Below are 24465 nucleotides of genomic sequence, written 5' to 3'. Positions count from 1 at the left end.
CATCATCCTTGATACACCTCTCTCATTACATCGACTACTGATTTCCCTTCCTCTTCACGCATATCTTCTGTATTGAACTCTTTCACTACATTTCCGTTTCCAAGTAAGATGACCTTATCGATTAAATGTTCAATATCCCCGATTTCATGGGTCGTGATGATGACTCCCCTGTCCTCGATCAAATGACTGGCAAAGACGTCAGCAATTTGTTCCCGGCTAAACATATCGATGCCGGAAAATGGTTCATCCATTAGTACGTAATCCACATCAAGCGACAGACCCAGCATCAGGTTGACTTTCGCCGTGTTCCCTTTTGATAAATCCGAAATCCTTGTGTTTTCCTCCAGTTTGAAAAAATCCAGCAACTCATTGGCTCTTGACTGATTCCATGTAGTATAAAAATCGTTCATGAAGACCATCGCCTGCTTGATCGTCATTTGCGGAAGCATAATCGGAGCGTCCGGAATGAAGGTGATCTTTTCATAACTGTTTGTATTGAGCTTTTCATGATCAATCAAAATTTCCCCACGATACGGCGTCAATCCCATAATCGCCTTTAACGTCGTGGTTTTCCCTACACCGTTTATCCCGATCAGGCAGGTGATCTCCCCTTTATTCGCGGTAAAAGACATACCATCCAAGATTTTCTTTCGACCGTACTTCTTAGAGATTTGCTTCACTTCGATCATTTCTCTTCCCCCTCTTTTGCATATTTATCTTTCACGATCTGAAGTAGCTCATCAACCGGTACATGAATGGGACGAATGGCTTCTACAAAAGAATCGACCGCAGCAAGAATAAGCTCTTGTCGGACAGCATGTAACATCTCTTCATCCGTAGTGATTCGACTTGGGAAATTTCTTTCTGTATGAATCAAACCTTGTTCCTCCATTTCTTTATACGCCTTTTGGGCCGTATTCGGATTAATATTCAATGTTGCCGCCAATTCCCGACGCGAAGGGATTTCCTGTCCCGCAACTAACTCTCCAATGGCCATCTGTTCTTTGAAGTGCCTCACCACTTGCAAATAAACCGGCTCACGGGCATTAAACGAAACGTTCATTAAACCACCCCTATATTTAATAAAAGATCTGATAATCACACTTGGACTCAAGTGTATGTATTAAGTGGTTCATACACCTTATGTATGTACTATACCCGTAATACACTTCAGCTGTCAATATCGTTTTAAAAAATATTTCCATTTTATGATGAAGACGATTCCTCCAAAAATACTCTATAGATAAATGGAAGGCGATTGACAAATCACTACTATGTGATACTATATACTAGTAGTAAGTATTACTAAATAGCGTATGAAATCCAACAATAAACATATGGGGTGAATTCTTTTGGAGAATCTGACAGAAATGCTGAAAGGGGTGCTTGAAGGTTGTGTGCTTGAAATCATCAGCCGGGGCGAAACGTATGGCTACGACATTACACAGCAACTACAAAAACTTGGCTTCGTTGATGTAGTGGAGGGCACGGTTTATACGATTACGATGAGGCTTGAGAAGAACAATCTGGTAGACATCGAGAAAAAGCCATCCACGATGGGACCACCAAGGAAATTTTACACCCTCAATGCAGCGGGTCAAGAAAAGCTTCAAGTTTTCTGGACAAAATGGGCATTCATTTCAAGTAAACTGAATGAACTTAAAAACTTACCGATTGAAAGGGGAGACGCAAAATGAGTTTTTTTGAAAAAATAATGGGAAGTTTTGATGAAAAGAGAGAATGGAAAGCGATGGAGGCGCGTGCGAAGGCTCTTCCTAGTGAATACCATAACGCTTACAAAGCGATCCAAAAGTATATGTGGACTGCTGGCGACAGCCCCACCGATTGGGAGGGTACCAATCGTATTTATTCCGGTATTCTCGACCTTTTCGAGGAAGGTGCAGCGGAAAGCAAAAAAGTCATCGACCTGACAGGTGAGGACGTGGCTGCCTTCTGTGACGAACTAGTGAAGGATGAGCAAACTTGGAAGGATAAGTATCGCAAGAAATTGAACGATACCATCGGACGTATTGAATGAATCTATTTGAAGGATAAGAAGCAAACAATTTTAAAGAGCCTCGCTACGTAAACTGTAGAAGGCTCTTATTATTTTCGAAAAATGTCAGCAAACCCAATGGGCCTGCTGACTTTCCGTTCAGCTTGGATCATTTTCATCCAATGAGAGTGTGACGACTTTTGTACAGTCTCCTTTTGCCACCTCTTCCGGAGTGGCGCTTTCATCCAGCTCCTCTTGCGTTGTGATTCCATCGGCTACGATCGGTTCTTCTTCATGATTTTCGCGCTTTTTCATGGGCTACACCCCTTTCATTGATAGAATATCCAGGAGTGGCTTTTTCATTCTTGAATCAGTTTGCATAAAAAAATGCCCGCTTCATTTACTGAGACGGGCATCTTTCTTTAAGTACGCTTAATGGAATTTCCCAGTTAATCTAAAACTAATTTCTGCAACAACCGTTGAAAGGACAAACGTTCCTGTATAAACAACTAGAGAAATGACAACGATTCGCCACCCTAATTGTTTGAATTCCTTTAAATCTTTCCCGAAGGATAGGCCCGCATATGCCAAAATGGGAGTGGCCAGCGCCATGAAATTCACATGTTCCGTTACCTTGATGATTTCTGCATTTCCGGGAAAAATGGGCGTTGTAATCAGCAGCGCTAACATCGAAACCCAAATGACGATGGGTAGTTTTATAGGGATGACTTTAGCCAAAAAGAACCCTACGATCGTAACGGCAACAATGATCAACATGCCTGGTAGTGCATCTATAGGTGAAACATCGTATCCAATCCAATTTCCCATCAGGGCTATTATTCCAATGATTATAAAAGTCAATATCTTATCTTTCATATAACCTCTCCCCTTTAAGTCCTGCACTGCCTTATTTTTCAATCACTTTTGACTTACGCCCCAAAACGGGTTCTAATTTTTTGTATAAAAAGTTTGTAAAAGGAAGGGAGAAGAATACACATATGTATGTCCCTAAGATTGTTGTAATTAAGTTAGCCGCACCGGCAAATACAGCAATATCCTTTGCGGATTCCGGGAATATTACCGCTAGCGCTCCAGACATGGCAGCCATCATACTACCTGATCCCACTCCTGCACCCATGGCAAGTGAAATCGGATGGAACCAACCAGTTTGAGCCAAAAAGCTCGCTAACACGGAAAGGTATAATGCTCCAAACAAAGTCCCGCACACATATACGCCCAGTGCTCCCCTGCCTTCAGGTGAATCCGATCCATATTTTTCAGCGATGATGGCTAAGTTTGGTTCTCTATCAATCGAAAAAGTGGCACCGACTGCTTCTCTTTTCATGCCAAGTAACAATGCAATCGGTAAACCTAATAGAATCGTCCCTGCGAAATGCCCCAATTCCTGCAAGCCTAAAGCAAGGCCGGCATCAAATATCTGTGGCAAGGATGGTCCCATTAACATGCCTAATTTGGCTACAAAAAGCATGAATGAAATCCCTAAAATATTGGCCGCCACATTCATTTCCTTCGGTTTTAAGACTTTCAAAGTAGGTAAACTAATGACCGCACCGATGATCAATGCATACAACATGGGAAATAAGGCAATGGCCCCAATACCGATATTAAAGGTTTTTACACCGATGAATTCTGTTATACACACTAATATCAAAACAAAAAAATGAATTTTCCAACTACGCAGAGAATTTTCTTGCACATTCATCACTCCTTTTTTGTCTACGATTGGTACGGACTTCAAAAAGGAAAGCCCGTACGATCCATGTTTGCGATGTTATTTATTGAATTTTCTCAGTCGTATGTAAAGCTATGCCCACGATAAGTGAAATCCCCTGAATCATGGCTTTCTCATCTGGCAGAAACACGTCGCTATGTAACTTCATAGGGTCATCCGGGTTTTCCGCTACACCTAAGAAGACAAACGTACCCGGAACTTTTTCTAAATAGAAAGCGAAGTCTTCACTTGCCATACTTGGTTTACTCAACCATTGAACGGACTCTTCCCCAAATAAGTCCACGGCAATCGCAGCAGCATGTTCATTGAATGTTGAATCATTTATGGTAACAGGGTAGCCCACTGAAAAGTTAAAATTGATTTCCACTTCTAGTTTAAGAGCCGAAGCCACACCTTCAACGATCCGCTGAATACTGTCAGCCACTTTCTTACGGGTATCGGCATTAAGAGTACGCACCGTTCCTCTAAAACTAGCTTTTTCAGGGATGATATTATAGCCATCTCCTGCTTCTATCGTTCCGATTGTCAGAACGACGGAGTCAACCGGATCCGTTTCCCTGCTAACTATCGTTTGGAGGGCCGTTACGATATGAGCAGCCCCGACGATTGCATCCACCCCTTGATGAGGTGCTGCCCCATGGCCTTGTTTGCCTTTTAGCACAACATCAAAGGAATCCATGCTTGCCATGATGGCTCCATTTCTAAATCCATATGTTCCAGTAGCTAACTCAGGCCAAACATGAAAAGCAAAGGCATGGTCAACTGCAGGATTACTAAGAACTCCTTCATCGACCATTACGCCTCCCCCGCCCTTCATCTCTTCAGCGGGTTGGAAAATGAATTTTATCGTACCGGAAATATGTTGCTTATTTTGGGATAAAACATGGGCGGCAGCCAGTAACATCGCGGTATGCATATCATGTCCGCACGCATGCATCACACCGGGATTTTGAGATTGATAGGGCACACCCGTTTTCTCCTGAATCGGTAACGCATCAATGTCGGCCCGTAACGCAAGTACTGGCCCCTCTTTATCGCCATGAAGAAGACCCACAACTCCCGTCTTCGCTACTCCTGTAGTCACTTCGATTCCAAGCCCTTTCAAATAATCCGCAATCATTTCAGCGGTTTTTGTCTCTTCAAATCCAAGTTCAGGATTTTCATGGATCATTCTTCTTATTCTCACAGCTTCTTCATAGATCCCTGATGCCTTCTCCACGATTTCAGCTGCCGTCAAAGAACTTGTAACGCTTTTTATACTCACAATACTCATCCCCCATACTACTTTGTACATACTATTAAAATAATAATTGCCACAATTATATTTAAATTACATATTTAACCTCAGTATCCACCAGTACTTTTATACTACCATTTCAAATATAACCTGTACATATCAGAAAATACCAATAATTCTGCATATTCATAGAATTATGGTCTTCTAAATAGTTTTACTTTAGGCAATGAAAGAGCTGATTTTATTGAGTTTATAAGGTTAATAGGATCGGGCATCAGTTTATATCTTCTAACTAATTTTATTTTAATTTTTAGAAAAATTTCTTTCTTACAATATTATTTTTTCTAAAAAGCGAAAAAGAAATGTTATATCTATATAAAAAAATAAGCCTTCGCCCTTACTTTCTTGGGATCGACGACTCATCATATACTCAAGCTACGGCTCTTTGGATGGAAAAAGGCCTCACATTCTTCCTCGCTTATCTTTTTATCGGGCGTTCCAACGTCAGAATTTCATCTTCCATGGAAGAAAACTGTTGTTCCACGACATGTTTAACATCTTGGACGGCCGCGTTATAGAAATGAGGAGCAAGTGTTTCCTTGACGAAATCCAATACTCTTTCCGCGGCAAATTCCGTGATTTCCTCATCTCTTTCTTGCGAGAAGAAATACTGGATATCGGAAATCATTAATTGCTGTTGGTCTTTTGTAAGTTTTATAAACAAAATCGAACACCCCTTCATGGATAGTACATGTAATTATAAATGGTGATGGTCCCCATTTATAGCCTGTTTTTTCATAAAAGAATATGTACAGCACAAAAGTAAAAAAAAACGACCAACAAAGCAAAAAGCTTCGTTGGCCGTTTCCGTTTAATTACCCTTTTACAGCTAATTCTGCTAGGCGCTGTGCAGAAGCTTTCACTTCTTCCAACCCTGCAGAAATGATTTCTTGTGCTTTATCAGGCATTGCATTGTGACCTTCGATGATGACTTCATCAATGATTTTCATGCCGAATACGCCACCGAATACATTGCGCATGTAGTTCACTGCCATTTCCATTGGAGCTGCTTCCGGAGTTGAGTAAATTCCGCCGCGAGCGTTTAGGAAGATCGCTTTTTTGTCTGTCATTAATTGAACCATGTTCCCATTTGCATCATATTTGAATGCGAATCCTGCCGCATACACATAATCGATGAATGTTTGCAATTTAGCCGGAATCGTTAAGTTCCATAATGGGAACGCGAATACCACTACGTCAGCTGCAGTGATTGCATCCATTGCTTTTTGTTTAGCAGCCAAAAGACGTGATTCAATATCCGTTAACTCTCCGCCTGTTTGCACTTTGCCGAATGCGTTGAAAATTTCTTGACCGAAGTATGGTGTATCTTCTTCAAACACATCATAAGTTGTTACATTTACATCTTTACCTTCTAATGAAGCCATGAACGTTTCGTACATTTTGCTTGAGATACCTTCTGTTGCCGGACGGTTGTTTGCTTTCACTACTAATACATTCATTATATAAAATCTCCTCGTATTAAAATATTTTGATTTAAGTTATCTTTAATTCAAGATATTTATATCTTACAAGAAAGCATGCATATTTGTCAACACACTTGTTTGGAAATTGTTTGAACTTTTATCCAGATTATTGATAATTAGATCATTATCCTCATTCTCTTTCTTTTAAGTGTTCCGCAAATCTTTAATAAATAACCGTCAGGATCCATGATTAAAAAACTCTTTTTCCCCTAGGCCTGGAGCATGGAGAATAAAAATTTTCTATGTACTAAAAAGAGGGTGAACCCACTACTAAGTCGCTATCAAAAGTAATGGGCTCACCCTGTCTATTCAGAAAAATATTTTTATTCAGCTTCTTTCTTTAATGAACGTATTGTCTTCGTTCATGTAAGCATTCATGAGCAAAAGAATCAAAGTAAGCTTTTAATCCACCTTTACCAAATTGTAGATACATTTTATTGGGATTATAAAGATTTTTTGAATGCAAATATCTCAAGAAATAAATAATCCCCTTCCGCCTCGCTGTAATATTATAAAATCCATATTCAAAAAACCATAAATCAATACGATTAAATATACCTTTATTAATAAAAAATCTTTCTGAACACCAATTCACAAACGCTAGATCAGGCAAATGTACAGCATTTTCATCTATGATTTCTTTTAAATCTATGCCGTGCATCACATAATCCTCCTTTTTATTTACGTAGACATGCTAAGATCATTCTAAAAGTAATGAAGTAAATAACGGTAATGGACGTATATCCTTTGCGGATGGGAAAATGTTTTGGAAGACAAAGTCATCATGACTGTGCACAGATGTCGATACACACTTTATATCATCTAATTGAAACGAATACATCTTGTTATCCACATTTCCAGAATAGATGATTGTCGCTTCATTTTTTCTAAAAAGCGCCATATTCGCTTTTCCTTTTAATGCACGATGTGTTTCTTCCAAAGCTTCTACCGGGCGATTGTATTTTTTATAGTGTTGAAAAAAGTATTGGAAGGCTATTTCGCTATCTGAAGTTCCTTTTAATAACTGAAGAAAAGACGACCGGAAAGACTCATGTTCTTCAAAATTCCCATTATGCCCAAAAGCAAGGGAGTGGTCGGTTGTGAGGTACGGTTGAATATTGAAAGGAGTAATGCTGTTCATCAAGCTAGGCCGACGCAAGTGTATAAAAATCTCTTTGGAGGTTATACCCTTTAGCCTTTCAGATGCTTGTTGATCTTTTCTAATCCCGTCCACGGATTTATAGCAGCGTAGCTCCCCTTCAGTGTCCTTCCAAGCAACACCCCAACTGAATCCACCTAGTCCGTATTCGTCCAATAATTTCGCATAACCCAGAACCCATTCCATTGGAATAGAGTTCTGAGACTTTACGATTAATAGTTCACACATACAAGTCCCCTCCTTGCCTAGTTATTCGTAATTCTTCTTTGGAGGGTATGTTTCCATGGTTTCCATAGATCGACTTCCGATATAATTTCCATACACTTGGCATAATCATCACGATCTATAGCTAGATAATCTTCCTGATTGGCATCATGGGAGTAAATGCTCCTATCCTGGACATGTGCCAGTCGAACGGCTTCGGCTAACGTCTCATAAATAGTTATCTTTTTTTGTAATTGTTGAATATATGACTTTAACTCTTCTATTTCTTTTTGCTGTTGCAGATCCATACCATCTTCACCTCGTCCTCCGCTTTAAAAGATCTCAAAATACTCCAGGTGTTCCCATTCGGTCACGATATTCGCATAGTCTTCTATGTTATTTTCTTGGACATATGTCGTATAACGATTTATTTCACTTTCTTTCATGCTAATAATATAATTCACAAAGTCTGTTCCCATTTTATTATGGAAAACTTCACTTTCCTTTAGTGAATCCACAGCAGATTGTAGATCTTTTGGCAATAACGGGCGATTATCATTATAGGCTTCTGTACTTAATGGCCCTGGTTGTAGTTTCCTCTCTATTCCATCCAGTCCCGATAAGATTTGTGAAGCCATGTATAAGTATGGATTGGCAGCTGGTTCTCCAGCACGGTTTTCGAAGTGAAGACTATCATCTTCGATTCCACCGATTACACGAATCATCGTCCCACGATTATCTAAACCCCAACCAGCCCGATCAGGGGCTAATGAGTTAGGTTTGAAGCGCTTATATCCGTTTACTGTAGGGGTTGTAAAAACAGTTGCCGCCCTTGCATTTTCTAGGATACCGGCAATGAACTGTTGTCCAATTTCTGAAATGGGACCATCTGAATTGTTTGGTATAAAAGCATTCTCTCCTGTATTTATGTCAATCAAGGATTGGTGTAGATGCCAACCGCTTGAGAAAAACCCTGGAATCGACGGCCTGCACATGAAGGTGGCTAAATATCCATGGCGTTTACAGATTTGTTTTACAGCTGTCCGAAATAAAAGCATGGTATCCGCTGTATCAATCCCTTTCATTGGTGCAAACGTAAATTCTAATTGACTTGGCCCCCATTCATCCTCCATAGTGAGCAAAGGTAAGTCCAATTGTTGGATATTTTCAGCGATTATTTGTAAGATGTCATCTATTTCATCATTATGCGCTTCCAGTTGATATTGATAGCCGCGCGCAACCGGTACTACTTTTGGAGGTTGCCCTGGGCTACCAGGCGCTCCAAGTAATGAGGCATCTATTTCATCGTCTACGATTTTGGTTAAGGAAAATTCCACTTCTAATCCGGAAAGTAGGTCATAGCCTTTGGAGTTTAGTTCTTTCAATGCCTTTTTACAGATTTGACGGCTGTCATAGGGGAGAGGGTTACCATTTTTCAAATAGGCATCACATAATATCCATCCAGTATGTTCAGCCCATGGAAGAGATTTAAATGTAAGGGGATCAGGTACGAGTGTATAATTTGGGCAGCCGGTCATTTCATCTGAATCGAATCCGCCGCCTTTCATAAAGGGGTTATATACAATGGCATTGGCTGTATCGAAAAATAGGGGACCCGTATTAAAATCAATCCCGTTTTTCATAGCCCCTAAAAATGCTGGAATGGTTAAAGTTTTAGCCCGTGATATACCATGTTGATCCGACCATGCGACACGTATCAAACGTAAACCATTTTCTTTAATCACGGCATGGATTTTTTCAACGGCTTCACTTTGTTCCGTATTCCATAAGTTAAAACGATCGATAAATCCCCGGTTTTTTACGATTCCTTGGCTATTCATATACAAATCTCCCCTTTTTTTATAAAATAAACGTCATATTTTCATGGCCTTGATCGCAATCAATCAAATTCACTTGCTTAACGGCTATTTTCCATTGATTGTTTTCCTGCACTAATCGATAGCCATTCCAGCCTGCATATGATTTTTGTTTACCATTACGAAACTCGGATACCAAGAAGTTAGTGCGGGCCCGAAGATCTTTTTGGTTGGATTCTTTCCATACCTCTATATTGCTTTGCAAACGAATGGTTCTTGAACTCGGGATCTGTGACCAGGCATATCCAGTACGAAGACGGTAGACCCGGTCTTCCAAGCGGCGTCGATCATCAAAAGCAATGGATACTTGTTTTTTCGGATTACCTCCACCGGGTATAGATGGAATCCAATATAAACATTCAGAAGAAAAGAGGTTCAGCCAATCTTCTAGCTTACCTTCATCCAATAAACGTGCTTCTTGATACAGGAATTTTTCAATTTCCCTCGTTATTCCATCATCTGCAACACCTACGTCTAATTCCCAGTCTTTTAAATGATCGATTAACTGGTTGTAGTAATCGTTATCCATATAATTCGAGAACTTGGAACTATCTACTTTCATGTTTGATCCCTCCTATTCTTAATGCTGTGCACCTGAATGGACTTTGCTCGTCATCAACCTTTTCCACTCTTTGTAGTAATTACGGATGTACAGTTCATCCGTGACCGGTCCGGTTATCACACCTTGTTCGTTCGTGGATTGTTGATTGGAAAGGCCAAATCCCCTTTCCGTATTGATCCACTCCACTTCCGAAATAGACAGTCCCCGTTGGCACTCCTCGAAGTTCGTCATATCATCAGGTTCCCCGAATGCCGGAAAGTCTTCCTGGCTTCTCATACGCAATGTATTTATTTCCTCAGGCAACCCTTCAACTGCAGTGGAATACCATATCAACTCTGTACGATCTACAGCATGTGGCTGAATCACTTGGACTTGATTGCCTATGAACAATAGGTTTGGAAAGATATTAAGATTCATCTGGGCACCAATTGCCTGATCTAATAATGCATCTGCCTCATCGCCGTATTTTTGACGGACATTCCCTTCATTAACTTCACGTCCTGGCTGTGCTCTTTGTTGTGCCCAGTACTCACCTGTTTCACTATAGTTAGGACGTTGATCGATAAAAGTATGACCATTCCCCAAATACTGTACGTACATTGGACCGTAATCAGGGTTCGCAGAGAAATAAGTCATATCTTTGTTTTCCCCCATTCTTCCACCCATTTCAAGCAGGGAGCGGTGTGAGAAAGTGACATGATAACCATCTGCCGCATTATCGTATGTCAATTTCCAATTTCCTTTGTAAATCATCCGGTGTGCATTACCAAGGATGATCCTTTTCCCATCATAGCGATCGAGCCATTGATCCATTAATTCTTTTGCCGCCCCAAGATGTTCCTCCAAACTAGGAGCCTCTTCATTTAAAGTAGCAAAGATGAATCCACGATAACTCTCGACTCTTGGTACTTGCCCTAATCCTAGTTCATCTTTATTAAAAGACTCCCCATATCCCTTGGGCCATGGGACACCAGCCAGTTCTCCATTATTCCGAAAGTTCCACCCATGATATGGACAAGTGAATACTTTTGCCGAACCCTTTTCCGCTCGGCAAACCGTCGCCCCTCGATGGGTACATCTATTGAATAGGACTCGGAAAACTCCATCTTTGTCCCTTACAGTTATGATAGGACGTTGGCCGAGGTAGCCCGTCTTAAAGTCATTATTATTGGGCACTTCACTTTCATGTGCTACATAGACCCAAGTCTGCCCGAAAATATTCACCATTTCTTGTTCGAAAATTTCCGGTTTAGTATATAAATGCCGATGTACTCGGTTTGGCTGGATTAGTTCATCCCAATTTTGTTGCTTCATTAGCTTATCCCCCTCTAGACCTTTATTGAGCTAAGTACCCTCCATCTACAACGAACGAAGATCCTGTAACGAATGATGATTCTTTGGATGCTAGAAATAGGATACAGTTCGCAACTTCTTCCGACTCGCCATACCTGCCGATTGGATGGGCTCCCCCAACTGCACTCCAAAAGTTCTCCAGATCATCTGTGTGCGTTTCATTAATTTGGTTCGTTTTTGTTGCACCTGGCGCTACACAATTCACTCGAATTCCCTCTTTCCCATAACGGGTAGCTAATGAACGGGTAAGTTGAAGAATACTGGCTTTAGTCATGTTATATAAATAGGTGCTTTTCCCCATCATCTCTTGACCGACGAAGGCTGAAATCGAACTCAAATTGATAATGACCCCACTCTTTTGCTGTACCATCGTTGGGATGACCGCTTTACAGGTGAGAAACATGCTTTTTACATTCGTCGAGAACACTTGATCGAATTCCTCTGTTGAAGTCTCAGTTATATCTTGAATCCAATGGATACCTGCATTGTTAACTAGAATATCAATTCTACCGTACCGTTTTATTGCGGCATCGTGTAACTGTTGAACAGTGGTTTCCAGAGAAATATCACCAGGGACTAACACACACTGATCAGGATTTGATAATTGCGAAACCACTTCTTCTAACACCGCTGCATTTATATCATTTAAAACTAAATACGCTCCTTCTTTTGAAAATCGTTCAGCCGTGGCCTTACCGATACCACTGGCTGCCCCCGTTATGATAGCTACCTGATTCTTTAATTCTTCACTGTTTGACATACTTCTTCCTCCTTCAAAAACGGCAAGATTTCTTCAGGATTCAAGCCTAAGTCCATGGTTCCGATTAAATCTAGGCATGCATCTTCGTTAGGTGGCATAATGGGTGCTGTCACCGCATCTCTAAGCATTCTTTCAAATGGCAGTCCTTTCATGAGACCATGTGCACCACAGGCAATTGTAGCTGAACGAACTACACGGCCAGTCGTTTGGGCGGCAATGTACTTCGCACGCAGACACGCCGCTGTCGTTTCAGGACCCGGCCCTTTTGTATCATGTAACCAAGCGGCATGATAGACTAGGAATCGAGCGGCCTCGAGGTCCGCGAATATCTCTCCTGCACGTGCTCTCATGGCCGGGTGATAGCCCATGGGTTGAGAAAAACCTTTTGGTTTTCTTGTCATCAACGTTTCCTTCACCCAGTTCCCGACCCCGCGCCCGATTGCGTAATACATCGATGCAAACGTCCCGAAAGCCCAGGCTGCGTTTTTCATAATAAACGAATTCAAAAATTCTTCCGTTTTATGAATGGCATTTTCCTCCGGAACAAAAACATTTTCATAGACTACTGTGTTACTGCGCGTTGCACGCATACCCAAAGTATCCCAAATGTCGATTACAGAAATCCCTTCCGATTTTGTTGATAAAAAGAAACCGATGCTGCTTTGTGGATTCTCGCTTTCTTCCGGATGGGCGTATAGATACACATAGTCACTTGCTTCAAACATCGACGCAAATGCTTTTTTTCCATTTAAGATATAACCTCCTTCAACCTTCTTCGCTTTTAAGGAAGGGGTATAGGATTGCCCTATTAAACTAGAAGAGGTTGGTTCCGAAACAGATTGGCACAATAGTGCGCCTTCGTTGATGACTAGATCGGCAATATACTGTTTCTTCTCATCACTAATTTCAGGGTTTTCCATAATGGCTGCCGTTCCAGCTACATGCATATTCCATGACATCATGGTTGCCGCACAGCCTTGTGCAAGCTCTTCAACCGCAATCGTGTAACCGAGGAACCCTTCTCCAAGCCCTCCAAATTTCTTTGGAATCGTTAAACCGAAAAATCCAGCCTCTTGTAATTTCTTGTAATTTTCCACTGGAGCTGACCGTTCTTCATCATGCTTCGATGCACGAGTTGCAAAGTCTTTCGCTAGTTCTCTACACGTTTCTTTTAACTTCATTTGCTCGTCTGTCATTTGAAAACTAATTGTCATATAGGTATCCCCAATCTATCGATTATTTTTCAATGATTTCATGCCGTGTGTAATACCAGTTTAAAAAGCCTTCAATCGCTTATTTTTCTAAATTTTCAGATATCTATTATTAAAGGGAACATACTGGCTTTCTCCTAAGTTGAAGTTCCTATGCCTACCTATTTATTCACCTTCAACCTTTCTTCTCGCAACCTATTAGTAGCCTGTTCATCTACTACGAAGGTTATTGAATCGATCAACACACCATAATCTTCTCGTGCTTTTTCGATAGAAAGCAATCCAGCGATAGCTTCCTGTTGGACTTTATTTATATCGCGAAGGAATGGGGAACCATATCCGCCACCACCTCCAGAATACATTTCCATTACTGTCCCTTTTGGTACATCGAACAACATATCTTTTGAACCTAGTTGCTGTTCTGTACCATCTGGGAACTTCAAGGAAAATTGATTATATGTCCCATCTAAACCGCCATATATTCCTTTAGGTAATTCAGCACCTTCATATGCCATGCCATCACCGATTGTACCGACTGAGTTATTGTCCCCATCAATGCGCACCTTGACGTAGGTACCATACCCTCCACGGTATTGACCTGAGCCAGCCGAGTCTTTCAATAGTTCATATCTTTCTATTAAAAATGGGTCTTTTATTTCGAACATTTCCGGATCTTGCGAAAGCATGCAACCTGCTGCACCTGAAAAACCGATTCCATCAAAGCCATCACTGCCCTTCAAGGCACCCTGACCGCCTTTGGCCATAAACCCAAAATCAAAGTAAGGTTCATTATTTCTTGGATCTGTTCCCGTCCATACAGGTGGACACGCTTTTGCCCAACCCGCTGTTACATATTCAGGCACGGCCTCCTGTAGAGCATTCATAATCGCTTCGAGCAAAACGTCCGCCATTTGATTACCAAATAAGGTTGCTGCAGGGAATCTCGGGTTTACGATGCTTCCTTCCGGAAAAAAGCACTCCAGCCCTGCAAATAATCCTTCATTTTGGGCAATGGTATCGCCTGGATTAATCAACATCAGATAGGCAATGGCACACGCAGCCTTTGCTGAAGCCGGTGGCATATTTGTAAATCCAGGGGCTTGATCGGCAGTTCCTGTGAAGTCCATTTTCACTTTTCCATCGTCGATTGTAATGGTTACTGCTACTTTGTATTTCTTCTTGGTATCAAAACCATCGGAGACCATATAGCTCTCCCCATAATAAGTGCCCTTTCTCCACTTGCTGACTCTTTCCTTCACTTGCTTCTTTGTAGCTTCAATCACGTAATCTAAATGATTCCGGAATGTTTGTTTACCATATTTGGCTATAAGATTCACAAATTCTCTTTCTCCGATGTTGCAAGAGCCAATCATAGCTTTGACATCTTCTTCAACAACTTTGACACGTACATTTGAAAACAGCATTTTCCATACATCATGGATGACTTCGCCTTTTTTTACGATTTTCAACCCTGGGATCCGTATGGCTTCCTGCCACACTTCCGTATGTTTTGGATTATAACCGCCTGGTGTCGCGCCTCCTAAATCAGTTAAATGTCCCTTGCTGACAACCCATCCAACCAATTCGTCCTCATGGAATACCGGTTTATAAACGCCTACATCATGTGTTTGATTTCCCCCTTCAAAGACATCATTGTGTAGAATGATATCTCCAGGAAAAATGTCATCTTTAAACGATTCTATTATATTGGGTAATGCAGGTTGGGCCCCAAACCCGATTATCGGTATGTTCGCACTCTGTTCAATCATTCTCGCTTGATGATCGAATAGCCCCGTAACGAAATCTCCTGCTTCATTAAATACCGGTGAACGTGAAGTTCGCTGTAACACTTTTGCCATGTCATGGGTTATAGCATTTAACCGACGCTGAATGATGGAAGCCAAGATTGGGTCAACACTCTTTTCTACTATCCTACTCAATTGCGACACCCCGTTTCTCTTCAATGAATGGTTGTAACAATTTCTCATCCATCTCCTTGCGATACATGATATAGTTGTCATTTTTGTCGAGAAGAACATTGTACCCACTTAATACAACGATAGTCGTGACTTTCTGTTCGATGATGGCGGGTCCAATCACTTGATTACCATGAACCAATATGTCCCCGTCATAAACCGGCGTTTCCACCAAGGTTCCCTTTTGACCATGAGAAACTGGACGATAACCCTTTATTGCATGTTCTGATGACGTCCCTTTATATTCCGTTTGTTGCATGTTAGGTTTCTTCGTTACACCGATAGCCGATAAATTGAAATTGATCACATCCACTTGCATTTCAGGTGTGGAGTACCCGTATAGTTGTTCATGCAATGTGTGGAACTTATTTTCTATTACTTCTATCGTAAGGCCGTCCATCTCCTCGGCTGTAAAAGGTACGGTTACTTCGTAATATTGACCGTAGTACATCATATCAACGCTATATTGATATTGCATTTCATCCTCTTTCACTTTATCTTTTTTCAACGTCTGATATCCTTCGCTCTCTAACTCTGAGAAAATGGCCTCCACTTGCTCTATATTGATTTTTCCAAGTGGGGAACGATAGGCTTTGACATAATCATGACGTAAGTCAGACATCAACATGCCAGCAGCACAGAAAATGGATGATTCTTTTGGAACGATGACAAGAGTGTTATCCAATTCTTGAGCAATCGCTACCGCATGCAATGGTCCTGCACCTCCTGCACAAACAAGTGGAAATTCCCGAGGATCATATCCTCTTTTCACTGTTATTTCCCGTATGCCACTTGCCATATTCACGTTGACCATATCTATGATTCCTTGGGCAGCTTCTTGTACAGATAGTCCAAGAGGTTCAGAGATATGTTTTTGGATGGCCGTTCTTGCTTTCTCCACATCGAGTTTCATCTTTCCGCCTAAGAAAAAGTTCGGGTTTAAATAACCGAGAACTAAATTGGCATCGGTTACTGTCGGGAACTCGGCCCCGAATCCATAACAGACTGGACCTGGATGGGCTCCCGCGCTTTTAGGACCTACATGTAGCAATCCACCTTCATCGACCCAGGCAATAGAACCACCTCCTGCACCAATTGTGTGGATATCCACGGTTGAAAGACTTATTGGCCAATCAGCAATTTCACCTTCTGTTCGGATAAGCGGATAGCCATCCTTTAATAAGGCAACATCAAAACTTGTTCCACCCATATCCATAGTCAATGCATCCTTAATTCCAAGAGGTTTTAAATAATAACTACCTGCGATTGGAGCAGAAGCTGGACCAGATAATAAAGTATTGGCGGCTTTTTCGATAGTCGCCTCGGGAGTTGCCACTCCACCATTTGATTGCATAATTAACAGCGTGCCTTGGAATTCTATATCTGATAAACGCTGGATCAATTTCGTTAGGTATTTTTCTATGATGGGGCCAATGTAAGAATTGAGGACTGTAGTACTGACGCGGTCATAAAGCCTTGCACGTGGGATTAACTCGCTGGATAAGGTTAAATATACATTGGGAAGTTTTTCTTTTAGTATGTCACCGACTTGTTTTTCATGTGAGTCATTTGTATAAGAATGCATAAAGCAAACGGCAATAGCTTCGACCTCTTGCTTTTTCACATATTCCAAGGCATTCAATACATCTTGCTCAGAAAGCGGTGTAATTTCACTCCCAGAGTAATCAAGTCTACCTTCTATCCCTACTCTCAGATCTCGTGAAACGAATGGTGTAGGTAAATCATATTTGTTGTTATAAGCATCAGGACGGATTCCCCTTCTTATTTGAAGAATATCTTGGAACCCTTCTGTTGTGAATAGAGCTGTTTTGGCTCCTGAATAGGTTAATGCTGCATTTGTTCCAACCGTTGTACCGTGTACAATCAGCTCGACATTTCCAATGAACTCTTTTAACGAGAGTCCATGGTTGCCTGCCATTTCACTCAAGCCATTGAAGAATCCGATTGTAGGGTCTTGGGGTGTGGAAAGGGTTTTATACACTTCGGAATTCCCATTTTCATCAATTAATAAAAAGTCAGTAAAAGTACCTCCAACATCGATTCCTATTCTAAACTTCATCGTATAGTTTCGCCCCCTATTAAAATAACTTCGTGATTACGTGATGATAATCGTTCGGCGCCATCCTCTGTAATGACAAAAACATCTGACATGTAAGCGGATTTTTGTTTATCGGTTCGCATAATTTGAGGGTGAAAACTGATGACCATACCTTCTTTCAAATAAAGTAATTCTTCATCATCTTTACCTGGCACTTCTACTCCAACGAATGCTGTATTCGTTTGTCTTGCGACGAATGGTCGTTCAATTACATCCATTCCAATTCCATGACCCGTTAAATGACCACAATGATATCCTTCTACTTGTGCCATTTTTTCAACCTGTTCTTGAATATCCGTCACTTTAACTCCCGGTTTCATCGTCACTTCGGCATATTGAATACATTTTGCCACTAGACCTGCCAATTTCTCCATTTCTTCATCTCGCTGTCCGAAACAGAACATTCTGGAATGCTCCACCCAATGTCCTGAAGGCCCAGTTACTTCTAAAGAAATGATCAAGTAATCTCTATCCTTGATCACTTTCGGCCGTGGATTTAAGAAATATGGTTCTACTGCTCCTGCTTGTTCGCTTGATAGAGTTAAATACAGAGTATCTTTTGCACCTAAAGCATGGGCCGTGGAATAAGCGACCGAAACGGCTTCCTCTTCAGTTAAACCCAGTTTGATATGATCGATAATGGCATCGAAACTTTCTTCAATAATACGATTGGCCTCTTTAATTCCTTCTATCTCTGGTTTACTTTTAATAGAACGAATTTCATCAAATGCCACACTAGCGTCCACCCATTCAATATCAGGTAATTCTCGAGTTAAATAATGGAAGTCTTCGATTTTCATTGTATTATTCAATCCAACTACTCCAACTACCCCCGTTGTAACGTTATGCCCTTTTAACCTTCGGACTACTTCCATGATTTCATGGTCGGAAGGGAATAGCGTATCTGGAACACGACGATCGGTACACCAATGGAGCCCGGATGGAAGAATCTGATATTGGTCATCTGGCAACACTAATCCGAAACCGTATCGATGGATCAAGTGATTGTCAAATAAGTAACGCAGGGAACCTTTCTTCCCTAAATAAGAATCAGCTACAAATAACATACCTTTGTAATTCTTTTCTCTGACTACATCCCTTACCGCTTGTAACCGTTGCTCTCTTTCTGTTTGTTCAAGTGTAATGATCACTTTACCACCTCTTCTTTAGTTATTAGAAAATTCAATAAAATCTAATAACATAATCTTACCACCTTCATTCCAATTGTAAATAACCTTTAATTGTAAAATGTTTTTACATTTAAAGGTTATTTACAATACTATTGATTTGCGGTGAAAAACACATTACTATCAAATTATATCAATTTATGTAAAAATATAGTAATATTCTATTAAGCTCCACAGTAAACAAATTAACTTACTAAATACAGTTGAACTCATTTATAAACGCTTAATCTATAATCAATTTAGTTGTTTTGTCCGTAAAAAATCCATCGAGGTGATTGGACGTTGATCCATACAAAGAAACTATTAAGTCTATCCGAACAAATAGCAGAGCAAATTAAAGATTCCTTAATCAATAAAGACTTAAAGCCTGGGGATAAACTGCCTGGGGAAAAAGAACTTGCCAATGAATTTCAAGTGAGTAGGCCTACAGTTCGGGATGCCATTAAAATATTGTCGTCTTCTAAATTAGTCATAACAAAACCGGGAGCTAAGGGGGGACACTTCATTACGGAGTTTGACCCTGATTCATTCGTAAGTGACTTTAGCGATTACATAACTCTTTCCCTCAGTTTAAAGGGGATTACGTTAGAGGAAGTAATCGAAATGAGAAAAATGATAGAGATCAAAGCATGTGGAATTGCTGCAGCAATGCGTACAGATGAAGATCTTATTAGGTTAAAGAGTTTAATTCCAAAAATAGATTCCGTTAATGATTCGCACTACTTTAGAGATGACTTTAAATTTCATAGGGCTATAGCAAAAGCCACAAAAAACCGACTCATAATGATTAATATTGAAGCGATTTCAGAAGCGATTATTCCATACTTTCAGTCAACAGATTGTTCCACTGAATTAAAAGAGGACCTTAACAAGGAACTGCACGGCATATACAAAGCCATAGAACAGAAGGATCCAAAAGCTGCAGAGGAAAAAATGAAAGAACATCTGAATCATTTCATAAACTTCATTCCTCAATTTGAAAGCGCCAGTAAGGAATTCCGTACATCTTGAGGCGATATATCGGTTGAATTTTAATGGTAAAGAAGTGCATGGAAAGAAAAACAAAAAACCGGGCAGAATCGCCCGGCCTTACTGATTACACGGTTTCTATAATCTTGTTGACCAACGTGTTGGCTGGCCGATTCAGTCCTAAGTTTCCGCGTAAGGTATCTTCTGTGTATTCGGTACGGAATATGCCACGTTTTTGCAATTCAGGGATGACATGATCGACGAAGTCTTCAAGGCCGCCCGGTAAATAAGGAGGCATGATGTTGAATCCGTCCGCCGCTCCATTTTCGAACCATTCTTGCAATTGGTCTGCGATTTGTTCCGGTGTTCCTTTGATTTCACGATGGCCTCTGGCGCCGGCTGTTCGTTGATATAGCTGGCGTATGGTCAGGTTTTCACGTTCAGCCAGATCCTTCAATAATGTAAAACGGCTTTTACCTCCATTGATTTGTTCTAATTCCGGCAGGTCTGGCAGTGGTCCATCAACGGGATACCCTCTTAAATCCACACTGATCATCGCCGACAAAAGCGCAACGCCGGCTTCCTCTGGGATAAGTTCTTCAAATAATTGCTTTTTCTCATCTGCTTCTTCTTCTGTTGCCCCAATGATTGGGAAGACACCCGGCATGATTTTTAGTTCCTCAGGGGAACGGCCATATTTCGCCATCCTTCCTTTCACATCCGCATAGAAGCTTTGCGCTTCTTCGATTGTTTGCCACGCTGTGAAAATCACTTCCGCCGTTCGTGCCGCCAGCTCTTTTCCAGCTTCGGATGATCCCGCTTGAACCACAACGGGATGGCCTTGGACCGGACGGGAAATATTCAAGGGTCCTTCTACGGAGAACCATTCACCCTTATGATTGATGGCATGGATTTTCGAGCCATCGGCAAATTGCGCGGATTCCTTATCCATGATCAACGCCTCATCTTCCCAGCTATCCCAAAGCTTTTCTACAACGTCCACAAATTCCTCAGCCCGCTCATAACGCTTTTCATGTTGAAGATGATGATCGGAATTAAAGTTCCGTGCTTCGGCATCCGTATTGGATGTGACGACGTTCCACCCTGCACGACCATTGCTTAAGTGGTCGAGCGATGCAAACTTACGGGCTACATGATAGGGTTCGTTGTACGTCGTGGACACAGTACCGACTAGCCCGATTTTTTCCGTAACCGCTGAAAGTGCTGATAATAGAGTGAACGGTTCAAAACTAATTCCCGCTCTTTGGACGTTTTTAGAACCGTTATGTTGCAACGCATTACCATCCGCAACAAACAGCATATCGAATTTGCCGCGCTCTGCTGTTTGGGCCAGTCTTTTTAGAAAATCAAAATTCAATATATTATGAGTTTCAGCCTCGGGATGGCGCCAACCGGCCACGTGGTGTCCAGGAATCATGAAAAAAGCGCCTAACTTCATTTCTTTTTTATTCGTACTCATCTAATCTCCTTCTTTCTACTGTTTTATTTTCAACACTTATATATGAGCGCCCGCCACTTTTTCAATGAGGGTGTTTTTCGGACGGTGTAATCCCAAATTTTCACGCAATGTGCTGCCTGAATACTCCGTTTTGTATATGTTCCGCCTTTGCAATTCAGGAATGACTTGATCGACAAAATCATCTAACCCGCCCGGTAAATAGGGAGGCATGACATTAAATCCGTCTGCCGCTCCATTTTCAAACCATTCTTGAAGTTGATCAGCAATTTGTATTGGTGTCCCTTTAATTTCACGATGCCCGCGAGCACCTGCAATATGTTGATATAGCTGACGGATTGTATACCCTTCACGGTTCGCCACATCCTTCAATAACTGAAAGCGGCTTTTTGTTCCATTGACTTCTTCTAAATCAGGAAGTTCAGGCAAGGGACCATCCAATGGGTAACCACTCAAATCGACATTGACCATCTTCGATAAAAGAGACACACCGGCTCCTTCTGGAATCAGATCGACCAATGCTTGTTTCTTCTCATTTGCTTCCTCTTCCGTATTCCCGATGACGGGAAATACTCCAGGCATGATTTTCAGTTCCTCAGGGGCACGACCATATTTCGCCATCCGCCCTTTTACATCCGCATAGAATGCTTGTGCTTCCTCTAATGTTTGCCAAGCAGTGAAAATCACTTCGGCCGTTCGCGCCGCCAGTTCTTTTCCGGCTTCGGAAGATCCGGCTTGAACTACAACCGGATGACCTTGAACAGGACGGGAAATATTCAGTGGTCCTGCAACGGAGAACCATTCCCCTTTATGATTGACGGCATGGATCTTTGAACCATCTGCAAATTGCGCCGATTCCTTATCCATGACAAGCGCCTCATCTTCCCAGCTATCCCAAAGCTTTTGAGCGACATTCACAAACTCTTCAGCACGCTCATACCGCTTTTCATGAAGGGGATGTGCGTCGAGATTAAAGTTGCGAGCTTCTGAATCAGAGCCTGATGTGACGACATTCCATCCTGCTCGCCCATTGCTCAGATGGTCCAAAGAAGCAAACTTACGGGCGACATGGTAAGGTTCGTTATACGTCGTCGATACGGTACCAACCAGCCCGATGTTTTTCGTTACCGCTGCAAGCGCCGATAACAAGGTAAATGGTTCAAAGCGTGTATTTACGGTTTGCCCTAATACTTGTTCATCCTGCGTGTTAAGTGATACATGATCGGCAAGGAACAGTAAATCGAATTTTCCGCGCTCTGCAGTTTGGGCCAGCTTTTTTATAAAATCAAAGTTCATGATATCCCTTACCTCTGCTTCTGGATGACGCCAAGCTGCCACGTGATGACCTGGAATCATGAAGAAGGCACCTAACTTCATTTCTCGTTTATTATTCGTCATCAAACCACCCCTTCTACCTTCGATTATTGATTGACTTTCCAAGCCGAGAATCGTTTTTCCAGAGACACTAAAACATAATTCAATAACAATCCAAGCAAAGAAATCGTTATGATTCCGGCGTACATTTCAGCGATTTGGAAATTCATCTGCGCATAATTGATCAAGTAACCTAAGCCTTCTTTGGCTCCTACCATTTCAGCTGCAATTAACACGAGAATCGATGCCGTTCCCGCCATCCGTATTCCGGTAAAAATAGTCGGAATAGAGGCCGGCAAAATAACCTTATAGAATAGTTTCTGAGAGGATAATCCCATTGATTTAGCTGACTTGATGAGCAACGGATCGACATTTTGAACGGCGTTGATGGTATTTAAGAGAATCGGAAACGTACAAGCGAACAGGACAATCGCTATTTTCGATACTTCCCCAATCCCAAGCAATAGGATAAAAACAGGCAATAAGGCCAACGCGGCTGTATTGCGGAACAACTCCAATACTGGGTTCAAAAAATCTTTGGCCAAAGGAAACCAGCCGATGATCAAACCTAAAGGAATCGCAATCAATAGAGCCAACCCAAACCCAATGAACGAACGGAAGAAGCTTGCCTTGAAATGGGCGAATAATTCTCCTGATGTCACCAATCCCCACCATCCTGCAACCACTGCCGAGAAAGGGGGGAAGAATACGGAATCCACCAATCCAATTCGCGGTGCAATCTCCCAAATGGCTAGTAACAGGACGATCACGGCTGTCTGCTTCACAAGTTTTTGAAGCCAGGTAAACGATAAATGGATAGGTCGCTTTCTTTCAATAGGTACAGCAATAGCTTTTTCTAAACTGGACATCTATGAACCACTCCTTTTTTTATGAATTAAATGGAAGCCGCTTGATAGACCTTTTCATGAAGAAGGCTCCATATATGATGTCGTGCTTTTACAAAGTCTTCATGTGATCGAATGTCCACTTCGTTCAAACGTGAATCCAAGGGGATATCCACCATGTACTTGACCGTTCCTGGATTCGTGGACATTACTGCGACTCGCTGCCCTAAGTACACAGCTTCATCGATGCCATGCGTGATGAAGATGATCGTTTTCTTCGTCTTCTCCCAAATCCGTACCAATTCACTCTGCAAGGTTTCTCGCGTCTGCGCATCCAATGCGGCAAACGGCTCATCCATCAGTAGCACATCCGGATTATAAGCTAGACTCCTAGCGATGGCGACGCGCTGCTTCATCCCACCTGACAATTCATGAGGAAAACGATCTTCAAACCCCTCCAACCCGACCAAAGATAAGTAATATTGCGTCCGTTCATGTCGTTCTTTCTTCGGAACTCCCTTAGCTTCGAGACCAAAATCGACATTGCCTCGCGCTGTCTTCCAAGGAAACAAAGCATATTGCTGAAACACGATTCCGCGGTCCAATCCAGGTCCCGTAATTTCCTTTCCATCAAGGAGGATACGGCCTGAAGTCGGTTTCGTTAAACCACCGAGCAGATCCAACAACGTGGATTTCCCGCACCCACTTGGACCGACCAGCGTTAAAAATTCACCATCTTTCACGGAGAAGTTCAAATCCCTTACCGCCGTGAACTCCTTCTTCGAGCCTTTTCCCTTTTCGGTATCCCGTACAGTAAACACCTTTGTCACTTGATCAAATCGAATTTTATCCGCCATATCCA

General features: G+C 41.7%; 26 protein-coding genes. 3 read left to right on the top strand and 23 right to left on the bottom strand.

The window, feature by feature from the left end; translation table 11 throughout:
• Positions 1-2 precede the first annotated feature (2 nt).
• Both ACIQXR_RS16120 and ACIQXR_RS16115 read right to left on the bottom strand, forming a co-directional pair.
• Positions 3-689: an ABC transporter ATP-binding protein gene (locus tag ACIQXR_RS16120; protein ID WP_402874061.1), complete on the bottom strand. Its 687-nt coding sequence runs from the start codon at positions 687-689 to the stop codon at positions 3-5.
• Positions 686-1063 (bottom strand): GntR family transcriptional regulator, encoded by a 378-nt coding sequence (locus ACIQXR_RS16115; protein WP_402874058.1) that lies wholly within the window; start codon positions 1061-1063, stop codon positions 686-688. Before ACIQXR_RS16115 ends, ACIQXR_RS16120 begins: the two co-directional genes overlap by 4 nt.
• A 289-nt stretch (positions 1064-1352) precedes the next feature.
• On the opposite strand from ACIQXR_RS16115, the gene ACIQXR_RS16110 reads away from it, so the two are divergent.
• Both ACIQXR_RS16110 and ACIQXR_RS16105 read left to right on the top strand, forming a co-directional pair.
• On the top strand, positions 1353-1697 hold the full coding sequence (locus tag ACIQXR_RS16110; RefSeq protein WP_402874055.1) for a PadR family transcriptional regulator: 345 nt from the start codon (positions 1353-1355) through the stop codon (positions 1695-1697).
• Positions 1694-2038 carry a DUF1048 domain-containing protein gene (locus ACIQXR_RS16105; RefSeq protein WP_402874053.1) on the top strand — a complete coding sequence of 115 codons (345 nt, stop codon included), beginning with the start codon at positions 1694-1696 and terminating at the stop codon, positions 2036-2038. Before ACIQXR_RS16110 ends, ACIQXR_RS16105 begins: the two co-directional genes overlap by 4 nt.
• Positions 2039-2155: 117 nt before the next feature.
• On the opposite strand, the gene ACIQXR_RS16100 is transcribed toward ACIQXR_RS16105, so the two are convergent.
• From ACIQXR_RS16100 to ACIQXR_RS16020, 17 genes are all read right to left on the bottom strand, one after another.
• Positions 2156-2311: a hypothetical protein gene (locus tag ACIQXR_RS16100; RefSeq protein ID WP_402874050.1), complete on the bottom strand. Its 156-nt coding sequence runs from the start codon at positions 2309-2311 to the stop codon at positions 2156-2158.
• 117 nt (positions 2312-2428) lie between these two features.
• Complete coding sequence (locus ACIQXR_RS16095; RefSeq protein ID WP_402874046.1) at positions 2429-2872, bottom strand: hypothetical protein; 444 nt, start codon at positions 2870-2872, stop codon at positions 2429-2431.
• A gap of 31 nt (positions 2873-2903) precedes the next feature.
• A complete protein-coding gene (locus ACIQXR_RS16090) occupies positions 2904-3719 on the bottom strand; it encodes a DUF3100 domain-containing protein (protein ID WP_403080397.1) in 816 nt (271 codons plus the stop codon).
• Between the two features lie 73 nt (positions 3720-3792).
• A complete protein-coding gene (locus ACIQXR_RS16085) occupies positions 3793-5013 on the bottom strand; it encodes a M20 metallopeptidase family protein (protein ID WP_403080395.1) in 1221 nt (406 codons plus the stop codon).
• A 451-nt stretch (positions 5014-5464) separates the two neighbouring features.
• Positions 5465-5710: a DUF2164 domain-containing protein gene (locus ACIQXR_RS16080; protein ID WP_402874035.1), complete on the bottom strand. Its 246-nt coding sequence runs from the start codon at positions 5708-5710 to the stop codon at positions 5465-5467.
• Positions 5711-5861: 151 nt separating this feature from the next.
• Positions 5862-6506: an FMN-dependent NADH-azoreductase gene (locus ACIQXR_RS16075; RefSeq protein WP_402957253.1), complete on the bottom strand. Its 645-nt coding sequence runs from the start codon at positions 6504-6506 to the stop codon at positions 5862-5864.
• A gap of 364 nt (positions 6507-6870) precedes the next feature.
• The gene (locus ACIQXR_RS16070) at positions 6871-7191 is read right to left on the bottom strand and encodes a hypothetical protein (RefSeq protein WP_403080393.1); all 321 of its coding nucleotides are present in this window, start codon (positions 7189-7191) and stop codon (positions 6871-6873) included.
• 39 nt (positions 7192-7230) lie between these two features.
• Positions 7231-7917, bottom strand: a complete 687-nt coding sequence (locus ACIQXR_RS16065; protein WP_403080391.1) for a class II glutamine amidotransferase — start codon at positions 7915-7917, stop codon at positions 7231-7233.
• Positions 7918-7934: 17 nt separating this feature from the next.
• Entirely contained in the window at positions 7935-8201 is a 267-nt protein-coding gene (locus ACIQXR_RS16060; RefSeq protein WP_402874025.1) for a hypothetical protein, read from the bottom strand.
• A 24-nt stretch (positions 8202-8225) separates the two neighbouring features.
• Positions 8226-9734, bottom strand: coding sequence for a glutamine synthetase family protein (locus ACIQXR_RS16055; RefSeq protein WP_403080390.1), 1509 nt, complete (start codon positions 9732-9734; stop codon positions 8226-8228).
• A 19-nt stretch (positions 9735-9753) separates the two neighbouring features.
• Entirely contained in the window at positions 9754-10332 is a 579-nt protein-coding gene (locus ACIQXR_RS16050) for an aromatic-ring-hydroxylating dioxygenase subunit beta (protein WP_402874019.1), read from the bottom strand.
• A gap of 18 nt (positions 10333-10350) precedes the next feature.
• Positions 10351-11646, bottom strand: coding sequence for an aromatic ring-hydroxylating oxygenase subunit alpha (locus ACIQXR_RS16045; protein WP_402957247.1), 1296 nt, complete (start codon positions 11644-11646; stop codon positions 10351-10353).
• 22 nt (positions 11647-11668) lie between these two features.
• Positions 11669-12445 carry an SDR family NAD(P)-dependent oxidoreductase gene (locus tag ACIQXR_RS16040; RefSeq protein ID WP_402874014.1) on the bottom strand — a complete coding sequence of 259 codons (777 nt, stop codon included), beginning with the start codon at positions 12443-12445 and terminating at the stop codon, positions 11669-11671.
• Positions 12424-13659, bottom strand: coding sequence for an acyl-CoA dehydrogenase family protein (locus ACIQXR_RS16035; RefSeq protein WP_402874012.1), 1236 nt, complete (start codon positions 13657-13659; stop codon positions 12424-12426). Before ACIQXR_RS16035 ends, ACIQXR_RS16040 begins: the two co-directional genes overlap by 22 nt.
• Before the next feature lie 158 nt (positions 13660-13817).
• Entirely contained in the window at positions 13818-15596 is a 1779-nt protein-coding gene (locus ACIQXR_RS16030; protein ID WP_402874009.1) for a hydantoinase B/oxoprolinase family protein, read from the bottom strand.
• The gene (locus tag ACIQXR_RS16025) at positions 15589-17712 is read right to left on the bottom strand and encodes a hydantoinase/oxoprolinase family protein (RefSeq protein WP_403080387.1); all 2124 of its coding nucleotides are present in this window, start codon (positions 17710-17712) and stop codon (positions 15589-15591) included. Before ACIQXR_RS16025 ends, ACIQXR_RS16030 begins: the two co-directional genes overlap by 8 nt.
• The gene (locus ACIQXR_RS16020) at positions 17709-18902 is read right to left on the bottom strand and encodes a M24 family metallopeptidase (protein ID WP_403080386.1); all 1194 of its coding nucleotides are present in this window, start codon (positions 18900-18902) and stop codon (positions 17709-17711) included. The genes ACIQXR_RS16025 and ACIQXR_RS16020 overlap by 4 nt, the downstream gene beginning before the upstream one ends.
• A 318-nt stretch (positions 18903-19220) precedes the next feature.
• Here ACIQXR_RS16020 and ACIQXR_RS16015 point away from each other — a divergent pair, with 318 nt between their 5' ends.
• Positions 19221-19949 (top strand): FadR/GntR family transcriptional regulator, encoded by a 729-nt coding sequence (locus tag ACIQXR_RS16015; RefSeq protein WP_402957237.1) that lies wholly within the window; start codon positions 19221-19223, stop codon positions 19947-19949.
• Positions 19950-20034: 85 nt separating this feature from the next.
• Here the strand turns inward: ACIQXR_RS16015 and ACIQXR_RS16010 are convergent, their stop codons facing one another.
• Genes ACIQXR_RS16010 through ACIQXR_RS15995 form a run of 4 tightly spaced genes read right to left on the bottom strand, consistent with a single transcriptional unit; the run spans position 20035 to position 24460 of the window.
• On the bottom strand, positions 20035-21387 hold the full coding sequence (locus ACIQXR_RS16010; RefSeq protein ID WP_403080384.1) for an LLM class flavin-dependent oxidoreductase: 1353 nt from the start codon (positions 21385-21387) through the stop codon (positions 20035-20037).
• A gap of 36 nt (positions 21388-21423) precedes the next feature.
• Complete coding sequence (locus ACIQXR_RS16005; RefSeq protein WP_403080382.1) at positions 21424-22782, bottom strand: LLM class flavin-dependent oxidoreductase; 1359 nt, start codon at positions 22780-22782, stop codon at positions 21424-21426.
• 23 nt (positions 22783-22805) lie between these two features.
• The gene (locus tag ACIQXR_RS16000; protein WP_402987204.1) at positions 22806-23627 is read right to left on the bottom strand and encodes an ABC transporter permease; all 822 of its coding nucleotides are present in this window, start codon (positions 23625-23627) and stop codon (positions 22806-22808) included.
• A 26-nt stretch (positions 23628-23653) separates the two neighbouring features.
• Positions 23654-24460: an ABC transporter ATP-binding protein gene (locus tag ACIQXR_RS15995; RefSeq protein ID WP_402874284.1), complete on the bottom strand. Its 807-nt coding sequence runs from the start codon at positions 24458-24460 to the stop codon at positions 23654-23656.
• Positions 24461-24465 lie beyond the last annotated feature (5 nt).

This window comes from Peribacillus sp. NPDC097224, from assembly GCF_044761985.1.
GTDB lineage: Bacteria > Bacillota > Bacilli > Bacillales > DSM-1321 > Peribacillus.
Note: the sequence above shows the minus strand (reverse complement) of the source record. Positions and strands in the feature narration are given on the sequence as shown.